Annotated in this window: 15 protein-coding genes; all 15 read right to left on the reverse strand. The window is 61.9% G+C overall.

The annotated features are described in order from the left end of the window. Window positions 1-368 precede the first annotated feature (368 nt). The gene (locus ACYZGB_RS20615) at window positions 369-893 is read right to left on the reverse strand and encodes a phosphoribosyltransferase (protein ID WP_462390716.1); all 525 of its coding nucleotides are present in this window, start codon (window positions 891-893) and stop codon (window positions 369-371) included. A 60-nt stretch (window positions 894-953) separates the two neighbouring features. Beyond that, window positions 954-2,330, reverse strand: a complete 1,377-nt coding sequence (locus tag ACYZGB_RS20620; protein ID WP_462390717.1) for an adenylosuccinate synthase — start codon at window positions 2,328-2,330, stop codon at window positions 954-956. A gap of 27 nt (window positions 2,331-2,357) precedes the next feature. Then, entirely contained in the window at window positions 2,358-3,506 is a 1,149-nt protein-coding gene (locus ACYZGB_RS20625) for an ATP phosphoribosyltransferase regulatory subunit (protein ID WP_462390718.1), read from the reverse strand. Between the two features lie 89 nt (window positions 3,507-3,595). After that, complete coding sequence (locus ACYZGB_RS20630) at window positions 3,596-3,778, reverse strand: DUF2065 domain-containing protein (protein ID WP_462390719.1); 183 nt, start codon at window positions 3,776-3,778, stop codon at window positions 3,596-3,598. A 25-nt stretch (window positions 3,779-3,803) separates the two neighbouring features. Next, on the reverse strand, window positions 3,804-4,712 hold the full coding sequence (gene hflC / locus ACYZGB_RS20635; protein ID WP_462390720.1) for a protease modulator HflC: 909 nt from the start codon (window positions 4,710-4,712) through the stop codon (window positions 3,804-3,806). A gap of 9 nt (window positions 4,713-4,721) precedes the next feature. Beyond that, a complete protein-coding gene (gene hflK / locus ACYZGB_RS20640; RefSeq protein ID WP_462390722.1) occupies window positions 4,722-6,098 on the reverse strand; it encodes an FtsH protease activity modulator HflK in 1,377 nt (458 codons plus the stop codon). Between the two features lie 53 nt (window positions 6,099-6,151). Continuing rightward, a complete protein-coding gene (hflX, locus tag ACYZGB_RS20645; protein ID WP_462390723.1) occupies window positions 6,152-7,327 on the reverse strand; it encodes a GTPase HflX in 1,176 nt (391 codons plus the stop codon). A 63-nt stretch (window positions 7,328-7,390) separates the two neighbouring features. Then, window positions 7,391-7,645: an RNA chaperone Hfq gene (gene hfq, locus ACYZGB_RS20650; RefSeq protein WP_063463238.1), complete on the reverse strand. Its 255-nt coding sequence runs from the start codon at window positions 7,643-7,645 to the stop codon at window positions 7,391-7,393. Between the two features lie 106 nt (window positions 7,646-7,751). Beyond that, a complete protein-coding gene (gene der / locus ACYZGB_RS20655; protein ID WP_063463237.1) occupies window positions 7,752-9,095 on the reverse strand; it encodes a ribosome biogenesis GTPase Der in 1,344 nt (447 codons plus the stop codon). 13 nt (window positions 9,096-9,108) lie between these two features. Beyond that, entirely contained in the window at window positions 9,109-10,275 is a 1,167-nt protein-coding gene (gene bamB, locus ACYZGB_RS20660; protein WP_462390725.1) for an outer membrane protein assembly factor BamB, read from the reverse strand. 4 nt (window positions 10,276-10,279) lie between these two features. Continuing rightward, window positions 10,280-10,966, reverse strand: coding sequence for a YfgM family protein (locus tag ACYZGB_RS20665; protein ID WP_462390726.1), 687 nt, complete (start codon window positions 10,964-10,966; stop codon window positions 10,280-10,282). A 26-nt stretch (window positions 10,967-10,992) separates the two neighbouring features. After that, on the reverse strand, window positions 10,993-12,288 hold the full coding sequence (gene hisS, locus ACYZGB_RS20670) for a histidine--tRNA ligase (protein WP_462390745.1): 1,296 nt from the start codon (window positions 12,286-12,288) through the stop codon (window positions 10,993-10,995). A 123-nt stretch (window positions 12,289-12,411) separates the two neighbouring features. Beyond that, a complete protein-coding gene (ispG, locus tag ACYZGB_RS20675) occupies window positions 12,412-13,680 on the reverse strand; it encodes a flavodoxin-dependent (E)-4-hydroxy-3-methylbut-2-enyl-diphosphate synthase (RefSeq protein WP_462390727.1) in 1,269 nt (422 codons plus the stop codon). A 1-nt stretch (window position 13,681) separates the two neighbouring features. Next, the gene (locus ACYZGB_RS20680; protein WP_462390729.1) at window positions 13,682-14,617 is read right to left on the reverse strand and encodes a helix-turn-helix domain-containing protein; all 936 of its coding nucleotides are present in this window, start codon (window positions 14,615-14,617) and stop codon (window positions 13,682-13,684) included. Next, window positions 14,610-15,443, reverse strand: coding sequence for a type IV pilus biogenesis/stability protein PilW (pilW, locus tag ACYZGB_RS20685; RefSeq protein WP_462390731.1), 834 nt, complete (start codon window positions 15,441-15,443; stop codon window positions 14,610-14,612). The genes ACYZGB_RS20680 and pilW overlap by 8 nt, the downstream gene beginning before the upstream one ends. Window positions 15,444-15,463: the final 20 nt, after the last annotated feature.

Below are 15,463 nucleotides of genomic sequence, written 5' to 3' on the forward strand. Positions count from 1 at the left end.
CGAAGTCTTTCCTCGTTTTCCCGACTTAGCTGCGATCAGCTGAGCCTTGAATTCTAGCACAGTTTTTTAAGAACTGTCAAACTTTTTGCTTTTCTTTCGAAGCCATCAGCACCTGCCAACAACCCGCCTCACTCAGCGAAGCCTTGTATTCTATACCGAGTTTTTAAACACCCAGACAACAAAACAAAACTTTTCTTCAGCCCCCTCTATCGCCAGCAGCGCAGCCCCAAAGAGCACCACCACCAGCCACCGAACACAACCCCCAAGCAATCAGATCATCCGGGGAAAGTGCTTCAAAAGCGAAGCCCTCGACTATAGCACGGGTTGAGGGAGTTCTGCCAAGAATTCTGAAAACTCTTGGCAACCTATCAAACCCGCCACTTCTCCAGCAGCTTTTCCGGGCCCAGGCTGTCGTAGCCTTCAAACGGCTGATGAATCCAGGGATTCGTCGGCAGGAACTCCACGGAGTAGTCGGGAGTGAACGTTGACAGCCCCTTGGTCCAGATCACTGCACTGCGCAGCTCCGTGATTGGTGCGTAGCTCGTCTTGAGCATGTCAATGACTGCATGCAGAGTGTGCCCAGAGTCCGCCAAGTCATCCACCAGCAACACTTTGCCTGCAATCTCACCCTTGGGGGTTGTGATAAAGCGCGCAATGTCGAGGTGCCCCTGCACGGTACCAGCCTCGGCCCGATAGGAGCTGGTGGACATGATGGCCAGCGGTTTGTCGAAAATGCGGCTCAGGATGTCACCGGGACGCAGACCACCACGGGCCAGGCACAGAATCGTATCGAACGCCCACCCGGACTGATGCACCTTGAGCGCCAGCTTCTCGATGAGACTGTGGTACTCGTCGTAACTGACATAGAGGTGTTTTCCGTCTTCGGTCAACATGGAATGGCTCCTGAATAGGTGGTGGCTGCTAAGACAACAGAGACAAGGTAACCCCGAAGGTCAACCCGCGACATAGGGGTGACGCATCATGATCGTGTGGTCCCGATCAGGGCTGGTCGAGATCATGTCAATGGGAACACCCGTGACTTGCTCGATACGCTCCAGATAACGACGAGCGCTTTCTGGCAGCTTTGCGTAGTCGGTCACCCCCACAGTGGACTCACTCCAGCCTGGCAGCGTTTCATAGATGGGAGTGCAGCGGGCAATGTCATCCGCACCCATAGGCAGCAAGTCGATGCGTTCGCCATCCAGCTCGTAGCCAGTACACAACAGCAGCTCGGTCAATCCATCGAGCACATCCAGCTTCGTGATACACAGGCCCGAGAGGCCGTTGACCTGCGCACTGCGCTTCAACAGCGCGGCATCGAACCAGCCGCAACGGCGGCTACGGCCTGTGGTCACACCTTTTTCAGCACCCACCGTGCTCATGTGGTAACCAGGGGTTCCAGGGACTTCCCAATCCAGCTCCGTCGGGAAAGGACCGCCACCCACCCGTGTGCAGTAAGCCTTGGTGATGCCCAAGATGTAATGCAGCATGCCAGGCCCCACGCCAGAACCCGCAGCCGCATTCCCCGCCACGCAGTTGCTCGACGTGACATAGGGATACGTGCCATGGTCCACATCAAGCAACGTGCCTTGTGCACCTTCAAACAGGAGATTGGCACCCGCCTGGTTGGCTTCATTCAACTCGCGCGACACATCCGCCATCATGGGCTTGAGCAACTCGGCATGGCGCATGGCTTCGGCATACACCACATCAAACTGCACCTTGCCATCCTGGATGTAAGGCTTGAGCGCATCGCCAAAAACGAACTTGGCGGAGCCCAGATAGGTGGTGAGCACGTGGTTGTGCAGGTCCAGCAGTTCACGCAGCTTGGATGCAAAACGCTCGGGGTACTTCAAGTCCTGCACACGCAGGGCGCGGCGGGCGATCTTGTCTTCATAGGCAGGGCCAATGCCACGGCCGGTGGTACCGATTTTTTCGGTACCACCCTGCTCTCGCGCAGCCTCGCGGGCGACATCGATCGCGGCATGGAAAGGCAGGATCAACGGGCAAGCTTCACTGATGCGCAGACGCGAGCGGACCTCCACACCGGCTTTTTCCAGCCCCTCGATTTCTTCGAACAACTTCGCTGCCGACAGAACCACACCGTTGCCGATGTAGCACTTGACCCCGGGGCGCATGATGCCGCTCGGGATCAAATGCAGGGCGGTCTTCACGCCATTGATCACCAGCGTGTGGCCTGCGTTGTGCCCCCCTTGAAAACGTACAACACCTTGTGCGCTTTCCGTCAGCCAATCGACCAGCTTGCCCTTGCCTTCGTCGCCCCACTGGGTACCGACCACCACTACGTTGCGACCTTTGGTTGCTTTCATCTCAAACCCAATTCAAATGACAATTGCTCAAACAGCCTGCACGACCCAGCGGCCCGCGACCTGCACCAGTTCACGGTCGCAGTGGAACTCATCCACTTCGCTCCCGTGGCCCGGCAAAACACAAACGACCGTCTCCCCTGCGGAGCGCAGGTCGGAGATCGCAGCATGCACATCCGCCCCCTCGCCCCAGGGGGCCCGGATGGCAGCCTTCAATGCACGGGGAGGCACCACACCCACCACCTGCTTGATGTCCAAACTGAATCCAGCGGCAGGCCGATTGCGCCCAAACACCGCGCCCACTTCGTCGTAGCGGCCGCCACGGACCAGCGCGTCACTGGCACCACGGGCATAAATCGCAAACCGAGCGCCGCTGTAGTACGCATAGCCACGCAGGTCCGCCAGATCAAAGGTCACCGTTGCCCCCTCCAATCGTGATGCCAACCACTTCAAATTTGATAGCACCTCTGGCACACCAGATACGCGGTGAAGGGCTTTTTCGGCTTCAACCAACACGGAGGAATCGCCGTAGAGCTGAAGCAAGGCCAAAAGGCCTTCCCGGGACTCGACCGGGAAATCACGGGTCAGCGCTCTCAGCTCCTGGGCATCCTTCGCAGCCAACGCAGCATGGATCGCGCTCAGCAACTGCGGGCCCACCGCGACGCCTACAAGGAGGTTGCGGACGATGCGAACATCTGCCAAGTCAACCATGGTGTCACGGACTTCGGCGATCCGCAGACATTCACGGGCCAGTTGCAAAGCCTCCAGATCGGCCTCCACTCCAGCATGGCCGTAAATTTCGGCACCAAACTGCAGTGGCTCACGGGTGGCATGGGGGCGATCAGGACGCGTATGCAGCACGGGCCCGCAGTAACACAGGCGTGTTACCCCTTTGCGATTGAGCAGGTGGGCATCGATGCGGGCGACCTGGGGCGTGGTATCCGCCCGCAGCCCCATGGAACGACCGGAGAGTTGATCGACGAGCTTGAAAGTCTGGAGGTCCAGCGCTTCGCCCGTGCCCGTCAAGAGCGACTCAAGGTGCTCCATCAGCGGCGGCATGACCAACTCATAGCCATAACAACGGGCTGTATCAAGCAGCCCGCGACGCAATTCTTCGATGTGCCGCGCTTCAGACGGCAAGACATCGGCAATGTGATCCGGAAGGACCCAAGCAGACATGGAGAAAAGGGGAGGCTGTTAAAACCGTGATTCTACCGGCACCCGCCAGGGGCACCCAAAGAATCTCTAGCGACGCCTGATGACAACCGTTAGAGCCAGAGCATCAACAGGCCTGCAATGATGGCCAGAAACGCGAAAAAACGTACCTGGCCATCTTGCAGCTGGGCAATCTGCTGGACTGTGCGCTTCCAGCTTTGTGGTGAGAAGAAGGGCAGCAAGCCTTCAATAAGCAGGACCAGCGCCAACGCAGTCCACAGGCTATCCCAGGTCACACCCACCACTCAGCGCCTAGGCGTATTACTTGCGAGGAGCAGCCTGGGACGCAGCAGGCACACCGCCACGGAAGACCTTGAAAAAATCAGACGAAGAGGGGTCCAGCACCATGACATCGCTCTTCTTGCTGAAACTGGCTTTGTAGGCATCCAGGCTCCGGTAGAACTGCGCGAACTGCGGGTCACGGCCAAAAGCGTCTGCGTAAATGCGCGCCGCCTCGGCATCCCCTTCACCCTTCACCTTCTGGGCATCCCGGTATGCATTGGCGATAGCGATCTCGCGCTGGCGATCCGCGTCGGCACGGATTTTTTCACCCTCGGCCGCACCGGTGGAGCGCAGTTCATTGGCCACACGCTTGCGTTCCGCTTCCATGCGCCGGTACACGGATTCCGTGATCGCCTCTACATAGTCCACGCGGGTGATACGAACATCCACCACGTCCACGCCCCAGGGCTTTGCACCACGGACCGTGTCGAGCACTTCGCGCTTCACATCCGCCATCAAGGCTTCCCGTTTGACGGAAAGGAGCTCCTTGACCGTGCGCTTGTTGATCTCTTCCTGGAAGGCATTGCGCACCACCCGGTTGAGTTGCATGGCGCCAGCACTCTCATCGAGCCCCACATTGCGGATGTACTCCGTAGGCTCGGAAATGCGCCAGCGCACGTACCAGTCGATCACCACCCGTTGCTTCTCAGCGGTGAGCATGGGCTCAGTGTCTGTGCTGTCCAAGGTCAGGAGACGCTTGTCGATGTACGTCACGTTCTGAAACGGTGGCGGTAGCTTGAAATTGAGGCCAGGCTCAGTGATCACTTCCTTGATCTGCCCCAGCGCATAGAGCACCCCGAACTGACGCTGATCCACCACAAAAAGCATCGAACTCATGAGAGCAAGCACCACCAAAATAGTGGATGCAATAAATCCAACTCTGTTCACGAACGGCTCCTAGCGAGATTCACGGTCACGGGTGCGATTGGAATCACGCGCCCGGGGATCATTGGAAAAATTGGCCGCCGGTGCAGCAGGCGCCGCAGCGGGAGCCGCACTGGTTGCCGGGGCATCCACAGCCCCCACACCACCACTCGCCACGCTCTGCATGATCTTGTCGAGCGGCAGGTACAACAGGTTGGAACCTTGGCGAGACTCCACCAGAACCTTGGTCACACTGCCATAGATCTGCTGCATGGTGTCCAGGTACATGCGATCGCGCGTGACCTGGGGCGCCTTCTGATACTCGGCCAGCACCGACGAGAAGCGCTGGGCATCACCTTGCGCCTGGGCCACGATGCGTGCCTTGTAGGCTGCAGCTTCTTCATTCAGGCGCGAGGCAGACCCCACCGCGCGCGGCACCACGTCATTGGCGTAGGCCTGCGCTTCATTCTTGGCGCGCTCACGCTCCTGGCCTGCTTTCAGCACATCATCGAACGATGCCTGAACCTGCTCTGGCGGACGCACCCCTCCCTGCTGCAGGTTGATACCCACAACCTCGACGCCCACCTTGTAGCGGTCCAGAATCGTCTGCATCAGCGTGCGAACGCGGGGAGCAATCTGGTCGCGCTCTTCGGCCAAAGCCGTGTCCATGCGCATCTTGCCCACCACCTCCCGCACAGCGGTTTCGGCGGCCTGAACCACGGCGTCCGACGGGTTCTTGCTTTCGAACAGCCAAGCGCGTGCGTCGCTCAGGCGATATTGCACGGCGAACTTGATTTCGACGATGTTCTCATCTTCAGTGAGCATGGCCGACTCCCGCAGGCCCGTGCTCTTGATGACAGTGTCGCGGCCCACATCAGCGGAGCGAATCTGGGTCACAAAAACCAGCTCATGGCGCTCAATGGGGTAGGGCAAGCGCCAGTTGAAACCCGCACCCACGGTACTCTTGTACTTGCCAAACTGGGTGATGACGGCCTGCTGGCCTTCCTGGACGATAAAGAAGCCTGTGCCCATCCAGATCACAAACACAATGCCCGCAATCAGGCCGACACCGACCCCGGCACTCTTCATGTCTGGCTGAAAGCCGCCCCCCGAACCGCCACCATTGCCAGGCCCGCGCGATCCGCCGTTCTTACCACCAAACAGGCCACCCAACTTGCGGTTCAGGTCGCGCCAGAGTTCATCCAGATCCGGAGGCTGCTGGCCGCTGCCAGGGCGCTGGTCGCCCCCGCGGGGACCATTCTGCGGCGAGCCCCCCTGCCGATCGTCAGGGCGCCCCCCCTCTTCCGATTTGTCCTCACCACGACCCCAGCGGGGATCATTCAGATTGAACATGCCCCGAATACGTTCTGGCAGCGAAGCCCAGCGTAGGGTGCGGTTTTGGAAATTCATGCGCAAAGTCTCTGGTTCTCGGATGGGGTCAATCGATCCGTCATTGTGCCCAATCAAGGCATGGCATCTGGCAATTCAACGGCATCACCTGGGGTCATGTCCAACTGTGTGGCCAGCACCCTGGCAGCGAGCGCATGGCGCAAATGGTCAAGCCCCTCGCCCGAACGGGCACTCACAAACAGCCGGGGCAGCAGATGCCCCGCGACCTCGTACTGGTCCTGCAACTCCGGCGGGCGCCGCTCATCAGCCAGCGCATCCAGCTTGTTGAACACCAGGATCTGCGGAATATCAGCAGCACCGATCTCCTGCAGAACACGTTCAACCTGTGCCATCTGTTCAGGAAAATCGGCATTGGATGCATCCACCACATGCAGCAGCAAGTCCGCGTCAATCGCCTCTTGCAGCGTGGCCTGGAAGGCATCCACCAGCCCGTGCGGGAGGTCCCGGATAAAACCCACCGTATCGGACAACGAAACTGATCTGCCCGCATCAGCCAGGTACAGCTGGCGGGTTGTGGTGTCGAGTGTCGCAAACAGCTGGTCAGCCGCATAGGCACGGGCCTTGACCAAGGCATTGAAGAGCGTGGATTTGCCTGCGTTGGTGTAGCCGACCAGCGAGATGTTGAAGGTATCGCGCCGCTCACGCTGCCTGCGTTGTGTGGACCGCTGGCGCTTGACCTTGACCAGACGCTCGCGCGTACGCTTGATGGCATCGCCGATCATGCGGCGATCCAGTTCGATCTGCTTCTCGCCAGGCCCACCACGGGCACCAATTCCGCCGGTTTGACGCTCCAGATGCGACCAACGACGGACAAGGCGGGTGCTCACATACTGAAGTTTGGCAAGCTCAACCTGCAGCTTCCCCTCGTGGCTGCGCGCGCGCTGGGCAAAAATTTCGAGGATGAGCAGCGTGCGGTCGTTGACCGGCAACTCGATGTGCCGTTCCAGATTGCGCTGCTGGGCAGGGCTCAAGGACTGATCAAACAGCACCTCCACAGCACCATGCATCTGGGCCAACGTACGAATCTCATCGGCCTTTCCGCTGCCCACAAACAGCGCCGCATCCGGTGCCTTGCGCTTGCAGGTAATGCGGGCCACAGGCTGCATGCCAGCAGTCTGTGCCAGCAGACCCAGCTCCTCCAGCTCACCGTCGAAGTGGGGCAGACCAAAGTCCACCCCCACCAACAATACCGGAGCGGTGCCTGCCTGAAGGGGCGTAGCCGAACTCAAAGCGGGCCGCCCTTTTGTACCACCTGACTCAAAAACGAAAACCGGCTAGCAAGCGGCAACCAATCAAGGGTTGCTGCTGTCAGCATCAGGCGTTTCTGCGGTGGAAAAATTGACTGCGCGACCCGGGACAATGGTCGAAATCGCATGTTTGTAGACCATCTGGGTGACCGTGTTGCGAAGCAACACCACGTACTGGTCAAACGACTCGATCTGCCCCTGCAGCTTGATGCCATTCACCAAATAGATGGAAACTGGCACATGCTCCCGACGCAGGGCGTTAAGGAAGGGATCTTGCAAAAGCTGGCCTTTATTGCTCACGATATTCTCCGTGTTCAAAAATGTTGTTGTAAACCGGCACCTTACCACAGCCAGAGCCCCGCCCCGCCAGGTTCAGGCATGGCCCTTCTTCACTCGCGACTTTGTTTTAACCCTCGTCCTTGTCGGCAAACGGGTTGTGCGAGGTCTTCATCTCGATTCGGAGCGGCGTGCCCACCAAGTCAAACTCCTTGCGGAAGCGACCTTCCAGAAAGCGCTTGTAGGCATCCGTCACGTGTTCCAGCGAATTCCCGTGAATCACGATCACCGGGGGGTTCATGCCCCCCTGGTGCGCGTAGCGCATCTTGGGGCGGAACATGCCAGCCCGTTTCGGGCTCTGGAACTGCACGGCCTCCAGGAGCAAGCGGGTGAGCACCGGCGTGGACATCTTGCAGGTGGCCGCCCGATGGGCCTGGGCGATGGACGTCCAGAGGGGTCCAAGGCCCTGGCGCTTCTTGGCCGAAATGAAATGCAGTGAAGCGAACTTCAAGAACGTCAATCGCGTCTCGATGGAGCGCTCCAGCTGCTGGCGCTGGTAGTCATCCACCGCATCCCACTTGTTCACCGCCAGCACCACGGCACGGCCACTTTCCAGGATATAGCCCGCGATGTGCGCGTCCTGGTCCGTGACCCCTTGCGTGGCATCCAGCAGCAGCAGCACCACGTTCGCTGATTCGATCGCCTGCAGCGTTTTGACCACCGAGAACTTCTCGATCGCCTCGAACACCTTGCCTTTGCGCCGCAAGCCAGCGGTGTCCACCAGCTCGAACCGCTGGCCATTGCGCTCGAAGGGCACCGTGATTGCGTCGCGGGTGGTCCCCGGCATGTCAAATGCCACCAGCCGCTCCTCGCCCAGCCAGGTGTTGATCAGCGTGGACTTGCCCACGTTGGGGCGGCCCGCCACGGCCAGTTTGATGACGCCCTTGTCGGCCGCAGCCTCCGCCTCGTCGGGATCGGGCAATTGCAGAGGTGCCAGCGCCAGATCGACCAAGCCACGGATACCTTGCCCGTGTGCTGCCGACACGGGATAGACCTCGCCCAGCCCCAGCTCATAGAACTCGGCCAGCTGCACGCCCTGCACCATGCCTTCGGCCTTGTTGGCCACCAGCACACAGGGTTTGCTCAGGCGGCGCAGGTAGTTGGCAATGTCATGGTCTTGCGCCGACAGGCCCGCGCGGGCATCGACCACAAATACCACCACATCGGCCTCGGCCACCGCCTGCTGGGTCTGCTTGGCCATCTCGCGATAGATACCGCTCGAAGCGTCGGGCTCGAAGCCCCCCGTGTCGATGACGATGTACTCGTGCTTGCCCTGCTTGCCATTGCCGTAATGCCGGTCACGCGTGAGCCCAGCGAAGTCCGCCACGATGGCGTCGCGGGACTTGGTCAGGCGGTTGAAAAGCGTGGATTTGCCGACATTCGGACGCCCCACGAGGGCGATAACTGGCTTCATTGAATACAACCGATCAATCTGGACGGAATCCGTAAATACTGCCGTTGCGGGTCACAACCACCAAGGTGTCTGCAGCCACGGCAGGTGCTGCCGCAATGCCAGACCCGTCCGTGGCAATGCGGTTGAGGGGGGCGCCGTCCGTACGGGACAACAAGTGAATCAACCCGGTGTCGTCACCGATCACCACAGAGCGCCCCAGCAACAGCGGCGCTGTCAGCTTGCGGTGCTTGAGCCGATCAATCCCCCACAGGCGCGAGCCATCACTGCGGCGCCAGGCGACCACCGTGCCATTGCTTTCGACACCAAACAGCGCATCCGCGTCGCCATGGACACCTTCAGCGCCACTGGCTTGCTGCGTCCAGGCTACAGAGCCCCGGGCCGTGTTCACACAACCCACCGCAGCCTGGAACGAGCGCGCGCACACGCTGTCGCCTACCTTGCTGATGCGCCCGACCAACTCGACCAGGCGCTCCACATCGTTCGTGCCCCGTGCACTGGCCAAAGGCGCCTCCCAGCGCGCGCTGCCATTGTCAGGGTTCAGGCCCACCAGGCGGCCCGACAGGCCAACCACCAGGGTGTCCCCCACGGCGAGCAGAACGCCAGCCTGGCGCAGCACGAGAGGCTCACCAGGTCGCTGCTGCGCCCACAGGCGCCGCCCTGTGGTAGCGTCGTAGGCAGAGACCGAACGGTCTGCCGACAAAACAAATACGCGCCCGCCAGCCACCAGAGGTGGCGTAAAGACCTGGGCAGCCAGTGTTTCGCGCCAGCGCTCGCGGCCAGCCTCCAGCACGATCAGTGCGTTGCTGCGCGAGACCACGGCAGCCGATTTGCCATCGCTGCCCACAGCCGCTGACAGCGGCTCGCCCAGCGCCGTGCGCCAGACATCCCCACCGGTACGGGCATCAATGGCTGCGACCACCCCGTCGGAGGAAGCCACGGTGACCACATTGCCCAGGGTGTGTACATCCAGGGGCAGGCCAGCAACGTTGCCCACGCGTGCCGTCCAGGCCTGCCGGACCCCCAGGACAGCGACATTGGCGCCGAGGTCGGCAGGTGCAGGCTTTGCGCTGCCACCACCGCTCCACAACGAGCAGCCCGCCAGCGACGCAGCCAACACCACCAACGCGGTGCCACGCAGGAAAGAAGAGCGGCCAGACACCGCATGTGGAGTCAATGTCATGTGTTTACTTGGTTTCTACGGAAGATGCGGCAGCCGCCACGGTCGCAGCCTTCGGCGACACACCCAGCGCGTTCAGCTTGATCTCCACCAGGCGGCGGTATTCAACGCTTTCTTCGAAGCCCTTGTAGGCCTTGGTGTACTCCGCAATGGCCTCCTGGCGCTTGTCCTGCAGAAGCAGCACATCGCCCTTGCGGTCTGCTGCGACCGACGCGAACTCGGGCGGGAAGCTGCCCGACACCTGCTTGAGTGCCTCGTCATAGTTCTTCTGGTCCATCAGCACGCTGGCCAGGCGCAATTTAGCCAACGCCTTGAGACCATCATCCGACGACTGCTCGGCCACCCAGCCCAGCGCATCCTTGGCCGCGTCGGCGTTGCCGGTGTCCTGCATGGCCTTGGCGAAGGTCAGCCCAGCCTGGCCCGCCTGGGTGGTGCTACCGTACTTGGACTTGAGGTCGCCAAAAGCCTGTTCCAGGCGCGTCTTGTCGCCTGATCGGGCAGCCACATCCACGGCATCGAAGAGCGCCGCCGCCTGGGTGGCCTGGCGGTTCTGCCAATACTGGTAACCGTTCCACGCGGCCGCACTGCCTGCCACCACCAGCACCACCGAGCTGATCAGCGTGCCCCAGGTGTTCCAAAAATGCTTGAGCTGGTCAAGCTGCTCTTGTTCTTCAAGATCGAGATGATTGGCCATAAAAAATCAGCGGTTCTGTATTCGGATTAAGCGACGGATTGTAGGGTGGCGGCCCATTGCGCCACATCGGCCAGGGCGTGCTCGGCCTGTGCACCGCTGCCGTCACGCAAGGCCTTGACGGTGACCTGGCCGCGTGCCAGTTCGTCCTCGCCAAAGATCAGCGCATGGCGCGCACCGCTGGCGTCGGCCTTCTTGAACTGTGACTTCATGCTGCCCGCACCTTCGGCACCGCCAGCGTGCTGCACCACGTTCAACCCCGCGGTGCGCAGTGCCTCCAGCGCGACGATGACGGGAGGCAGCGGCGTGCCAGGCGGCACGATGGCATAGACATCCGCCGCAGCCGATGGCATGGGCAGGTCCAGCTCATCGGCCAGCAGCAACAGGCGCTCGATGCCTAGGCCAAAGCCCACGGCAGGCGCACTCTTGCCGCCCAGCTGTTCGATCAGGCCATCGTAGCGGCCACCGCCACACACCGTGCCTTGCGAACCGAGCTGGTCGGTCACCCACTCGAACACGGTCAGGTTGTAGTAGTCCATGCCGCGCACCAGGCGCGGGTTCACACGGTATTCCAGGCCCACGGCCTCCAGCGCGGCACGCACGGCGTCAAAGTGGGCACGCGATGCGTCGCCCAGAAAGTCCATGAGCTTCGGCGCGGCCTCGATGAGGGTCTGCATCGCCGGGTTCTTGCTGTCCAGGATGCGCAGCGGGTTGCTGTGCAGGCGGCGACGGGCTTCTTCGTCCAGCTGGTCCTGGTGCTGCTCGAAGTAGCGGATCAGGGCTTCGCGGTGCTCGCGGCGCTCGGCAGGTTGGCCCAGGCTGTTGATTTCGAGCCGCACATGCTGGCCTTCCACCAAACCCAGTTCGCGCCACAGCGCGCGGGCGACCAGGATGATTTCTGCATCCACATCCGGCCCACCAAAGCCCAGCGCTTCCACATCCAGCTGGTTGAACTGGCGGTAACGGCCTTTTTGCGGGCGCTCATGGCGGAACATGGGGCCCTGCGTCCACACGCGCAGCGGGCCGTTGTAGAGCGCGTTGTGCTCGACCATGGCGCGCACGATGCCCGCCGTGGCCTCGGGGCGCAGGGTGAGCTTGTCGCCGTTCATCGAGTCGGTGAAGGAGTACATCTCCTTTTCGACGATGTCCGTTACCTCGCCCAGCCCGCGCACAAACAGCGCTGTGGGCTCAACGATGGGTGTCAGCAGGTACTGGTAGCCATAGCGGGCAAGCACCTTGCGCACCCCGGCCTCGAACCACTGCCAGCGTGCCGACGTCGGCAGCTTCTCGGTGCGCGGCACCGAGGCGGGCAGGATATCGTTCATGCCTTTGACGGCGCTCAGCTTCTGCACTTTGCTCACTGCGGTATTTTCCTGGTACTTTTTTGATGAAAAATCAGGCCCCACCGCCTGATAGATATACGTTGATAACTACTATTTTTATAGCACTCAATGGCGCCCGTAGCGGCGCTCGACATACTGCTCGACGAGGGCATGGAACTCTTCGGCAATGCGCTCACCGCGCAGCGTCAGGGCCTTTTCGCCATCGATGAACACCGGTGCGGCCGGGGCCTCGCCCGTGCCGGGCAGGCTGATGCCGATGTCGGCATGTTTGCTCTCGCCGGGGCCGTTGACGATGCAACCCATCACGGCCACCTTCATGCCCTCCACCCCCGGATAACGCACGCGCCACACGGGCATTTGTGCGCGCAGGTAGTCGTCGATCTGCTTGGCCAGTTCCTGGAACGTGGTGCTGGTGGTGCGGCCACAGCCCGGGCAGGCCGTAACGCTGGGCACGAACACCCGCAGGCCCAGCGATTGCAGGATCTCGGACGCAACCACCACCTCCTGAGTGCGTGCCTCACCGGGCTGGGGCGTGAGCGACACGCGGATGGTGTCGCCAATGCCTTCCTGCAGCAGGATACCCAGCGCCGTGCTGGACGCCACCGTGCCCTTGGTGCCCATGCCCGCTTCGGTCAGGCCCAGGTGCAGCGCGTAGTCGCAGCGGCGGGCCAGTTCGCGGTAAACGGCGATCAGGTCCTGCACGCCACTGACCTTGCACGACAGGATGATCTGGTCACCGTTCAGACCCATGGATTCAGCCAGCCGGGCCGACTCGATGGCCGACGTGATCAGCGCCTCGTACATCACCTGGCGCGCCTCCCAAGGCTGCGCGCGCTGGCTGTTGGCATCCATCAAGCTGGCGAGCAGCTCCTGGTCCAGGCTGCCCCAGTTCACACCAATGCGCACGGCCTTGTCCCAGCGCATGGCGGCCTCGATCATTTGGCCGAACTGTTTGTCCTTCTTGTCGCCCTTGCCCACGTTGCCCGGGTTGATCCGGTACTTGGAGAGCGCCTGCGCACAGTCGGGGAACTCCGTCAGAAGACGGTGTCCGTTGTAGTGGAAGTCCCCCACCAGCGGCACGCTCTCGCCCATACGGTCCAGCTGTTCGCGGATGTAGGGCACGGCGGCGGCGGCCTCGGGGGTGTTGACCGTGATGCGGACAAATTCAGATCCGGCCTGAGCCAGCTCCTTGACCTGGATTGCGGTGCCGATGGCATCCACCGTGTCCGTATTGGTCATGGACTGGACGCGCACCGGCGCATCGCCGCCCACGGTCACGATCCGCGAGCCCCAGGTCACTTTTGCCTGGCGCGAACGGCGGGGCAAGGGGGCAGCGACCGCCACAGGGCCAAAATCACGCAAAGGGTTCTGCACGCTACTTCACCTCAAAACGAGCGACGTTATCGCGCGACACGGCGGCCAGGTCGAACGGCTTGCCACGCACCGTCACCTCCGTCGCGTCGGCACGCCCCACGACCACCGCCAGCGGGGGCTGTGCCGATACCGACACGGACTCCCCTGCAGCCAGGTTGCGCTGCAAGGCCAGAGCGCCTGTGGCGTCTTTCACCTGAACCCAGGATTCACTGCGTGCGCGCAACACCAGCGTGCCCGCCGGTGCGTCGGCCGCGGGCGCAGGGGCACTCGCCCCCACGACCGGCGCAGACGCAGCCGCTGGGGCGGTAGCGGTCGCGGGCGCTGCAGTGACCGCTGCGGACAATGCCGGGGCCGCCACCAAGGTCGGTGCGGGTGCGGTTGCAGCAGGCGCGGGGGCGGGCTCCGAAGGCCGCTCAGCCGCAGGCGCATCCGCGGCCCCGGTCGGCACAGCATCTGGGGCCGAAGAAAGCACAGGAGCAGACGCTGAACTGGAGGCCGCGCGGTCTTCGCCCCGAGGGAAGAAGTACAGGGCCAGAGCCCCCACCAGCAAGGCCAGCACCACGAACCCCACTGACCGCGAAGCGGACCCGTTCCCGGAGAACGACGAAGAGGACACCGTGGATTTGCCCACGCTGCCCTTGACCGGGGCATTGATTCCGGCGCTGTCTGCCGCCAGGCTGGGACTCGGGCTTTGTGGCAACAAGGCCAGAATGGGCGCCGGGTCCACCTTGAGCACGCGGCACACGCTGGAGGCCAGGGCCCGCACGAACACGGTATCGGGCAGCACCGTAAAGTTGTCGGCCTCCAGGGCCTCCAGCTTGTTGACCGGCACTTTCAGCGCAACGGCCAGGGCTGCAATGTGCATTCCAGATGCCTGGCGGGCCTCCCTCAGCAAACCACCCGCCGTCAACCCACCACTCTCCACAACCTCACTCATTGAAAGCCCCGCGTTCGTAAGCACCCAACTCCCGTGAATCCGGGAACCGCTTGCGCAACTGGCCTGCCAGTTGCCGCATTGCCACGGAGTCGCCCAAAGCGCGCTCCACCTTTATGCCCAGCCACAGCGATTCGGCGTTGGCAAGCTCGCTGTTGTTGAGGCGCCGGATATAAAACTGCGCCCGTGTCAGCTCGTTGCGCCGCAGCAGCAAGGAGGACAGCTGGTATGCCACCACCGGGTTGGCAGCATCCATCTCATAGGCCTTCAGAAACGACTGTTCCGCCTCGGCAAGCTGGCCCGCCCGGGACTGGCACAGACCGCGCGCCATCAGTGTCTTGCCACGCGCCATGTAGGTCGGGTTGGCAATCGCGCGACCAAAATACTGGTCCGCGTCCGCATACTTCTGCTGCTGGCACAACAGCCAGCCGTAGTTGTGCAACAGGTTGGCATCGTTGCCCCGCAGCGCCAGGGCACGGCGGAAGCTGTCGTCTGCCTGCGCCAAGTCGTTCAAGCGCATGAAGATCAGGCCGCGCAGGTTGAACGCATCGGAATAGGACGGGTCTGCGGCAATGGCCTGCTTGACCTCATCCAAGGCCACCGCTGTCTGGCCCATCTCAAAGTAATTGGCTGCAAGTTCCAGCCGGATGCGGGCACGGCGCCGGGATTCAGGCTCATCGGAGGGCGTCACCATATCCGCCTCTGATTCACGCAAGGCCGCCGCGTTGTTGGCCGCACACCCCTGGAGTGCCGCGATGCAAATCAATGCACTGCATGCCGTGAGTGTCCAGCGGCCAAAATGCTGCCAGCGTCCAACCAATCCCGCCATGTAGAGCCTCCTTGAAGTTT

The organism is Acidovorax sp. Q11 (assembly GCF_054950075.1).

Coding starts and splice junctions, on each gene's coding strand:
- ACYZGB_RS20615 (WP_462390716.1), bottom strand. CDS start 893: ATGTTGACCGAAGACGGAAAACACCTCTATGTCAGTTACGACGAGTAC.
- ACYZGB_RS20620 (WP_462390717.1), bottom strand. CDS start 2,330: ATGAAAGCAACCAAAGGTCGCAACGTAGTGGTGGTCGGTACCCAGTGG.
- ACYZGB_RS20625 (WP_462390718.1), bottom strand. CDS start 3,506: ATGTCTGCTTGGGTCCTTCCGGATCACATTGCCGATGTCTTGCCGTCT.
- hflK (WP_462390722.1), bottom strand. CDS start 6,098: ATGAATTTCCAAAACCGCACCCTACGCTGGGCTTCGCTGCCAGAACGT.
- der (WP_063463237.1), bottom strand. CDS start 9,095: ATGAAGCCAGTTATCGCCCTCGTGGGGCGTCCGAATGTCGGCAAATCC.
- bamB (WP_462390725.1), bottom strand. CDS start 10,275: ATGACATTGACTCCACATGCGGTGTCTGGCCGCTCTTCTTTCCTGCGT.
- ACYZGB_RS20665 (WP_462390726.1), bottom strand. CDS start 10,966: ATGGCCAATCATCTCGATCTTGAAGAACAAGAGCAGCTTGACCAGCTC.
- hisS (WP_462390745.1), bottom strand. CDS start 12,288: ATGAACGATATCCTGCCCGCCTCGGTGCCGCGCACCGAGAAGCTGCCG.
- ACYZGB_RS20680 (WP_462390729.1), bottom strand. CDS start 14,617: ATGAGTGAGGTTGTGGAGAGTGGTGGGTTGACGGCGGGTGGTTTGCTG.
- pilW (WP_462390731.1), bottom strand. CDS start 15,443: ATGGCGGGATTGGTTGGACGCTGGCAGCATTTTGGCCGCTGGACACTC.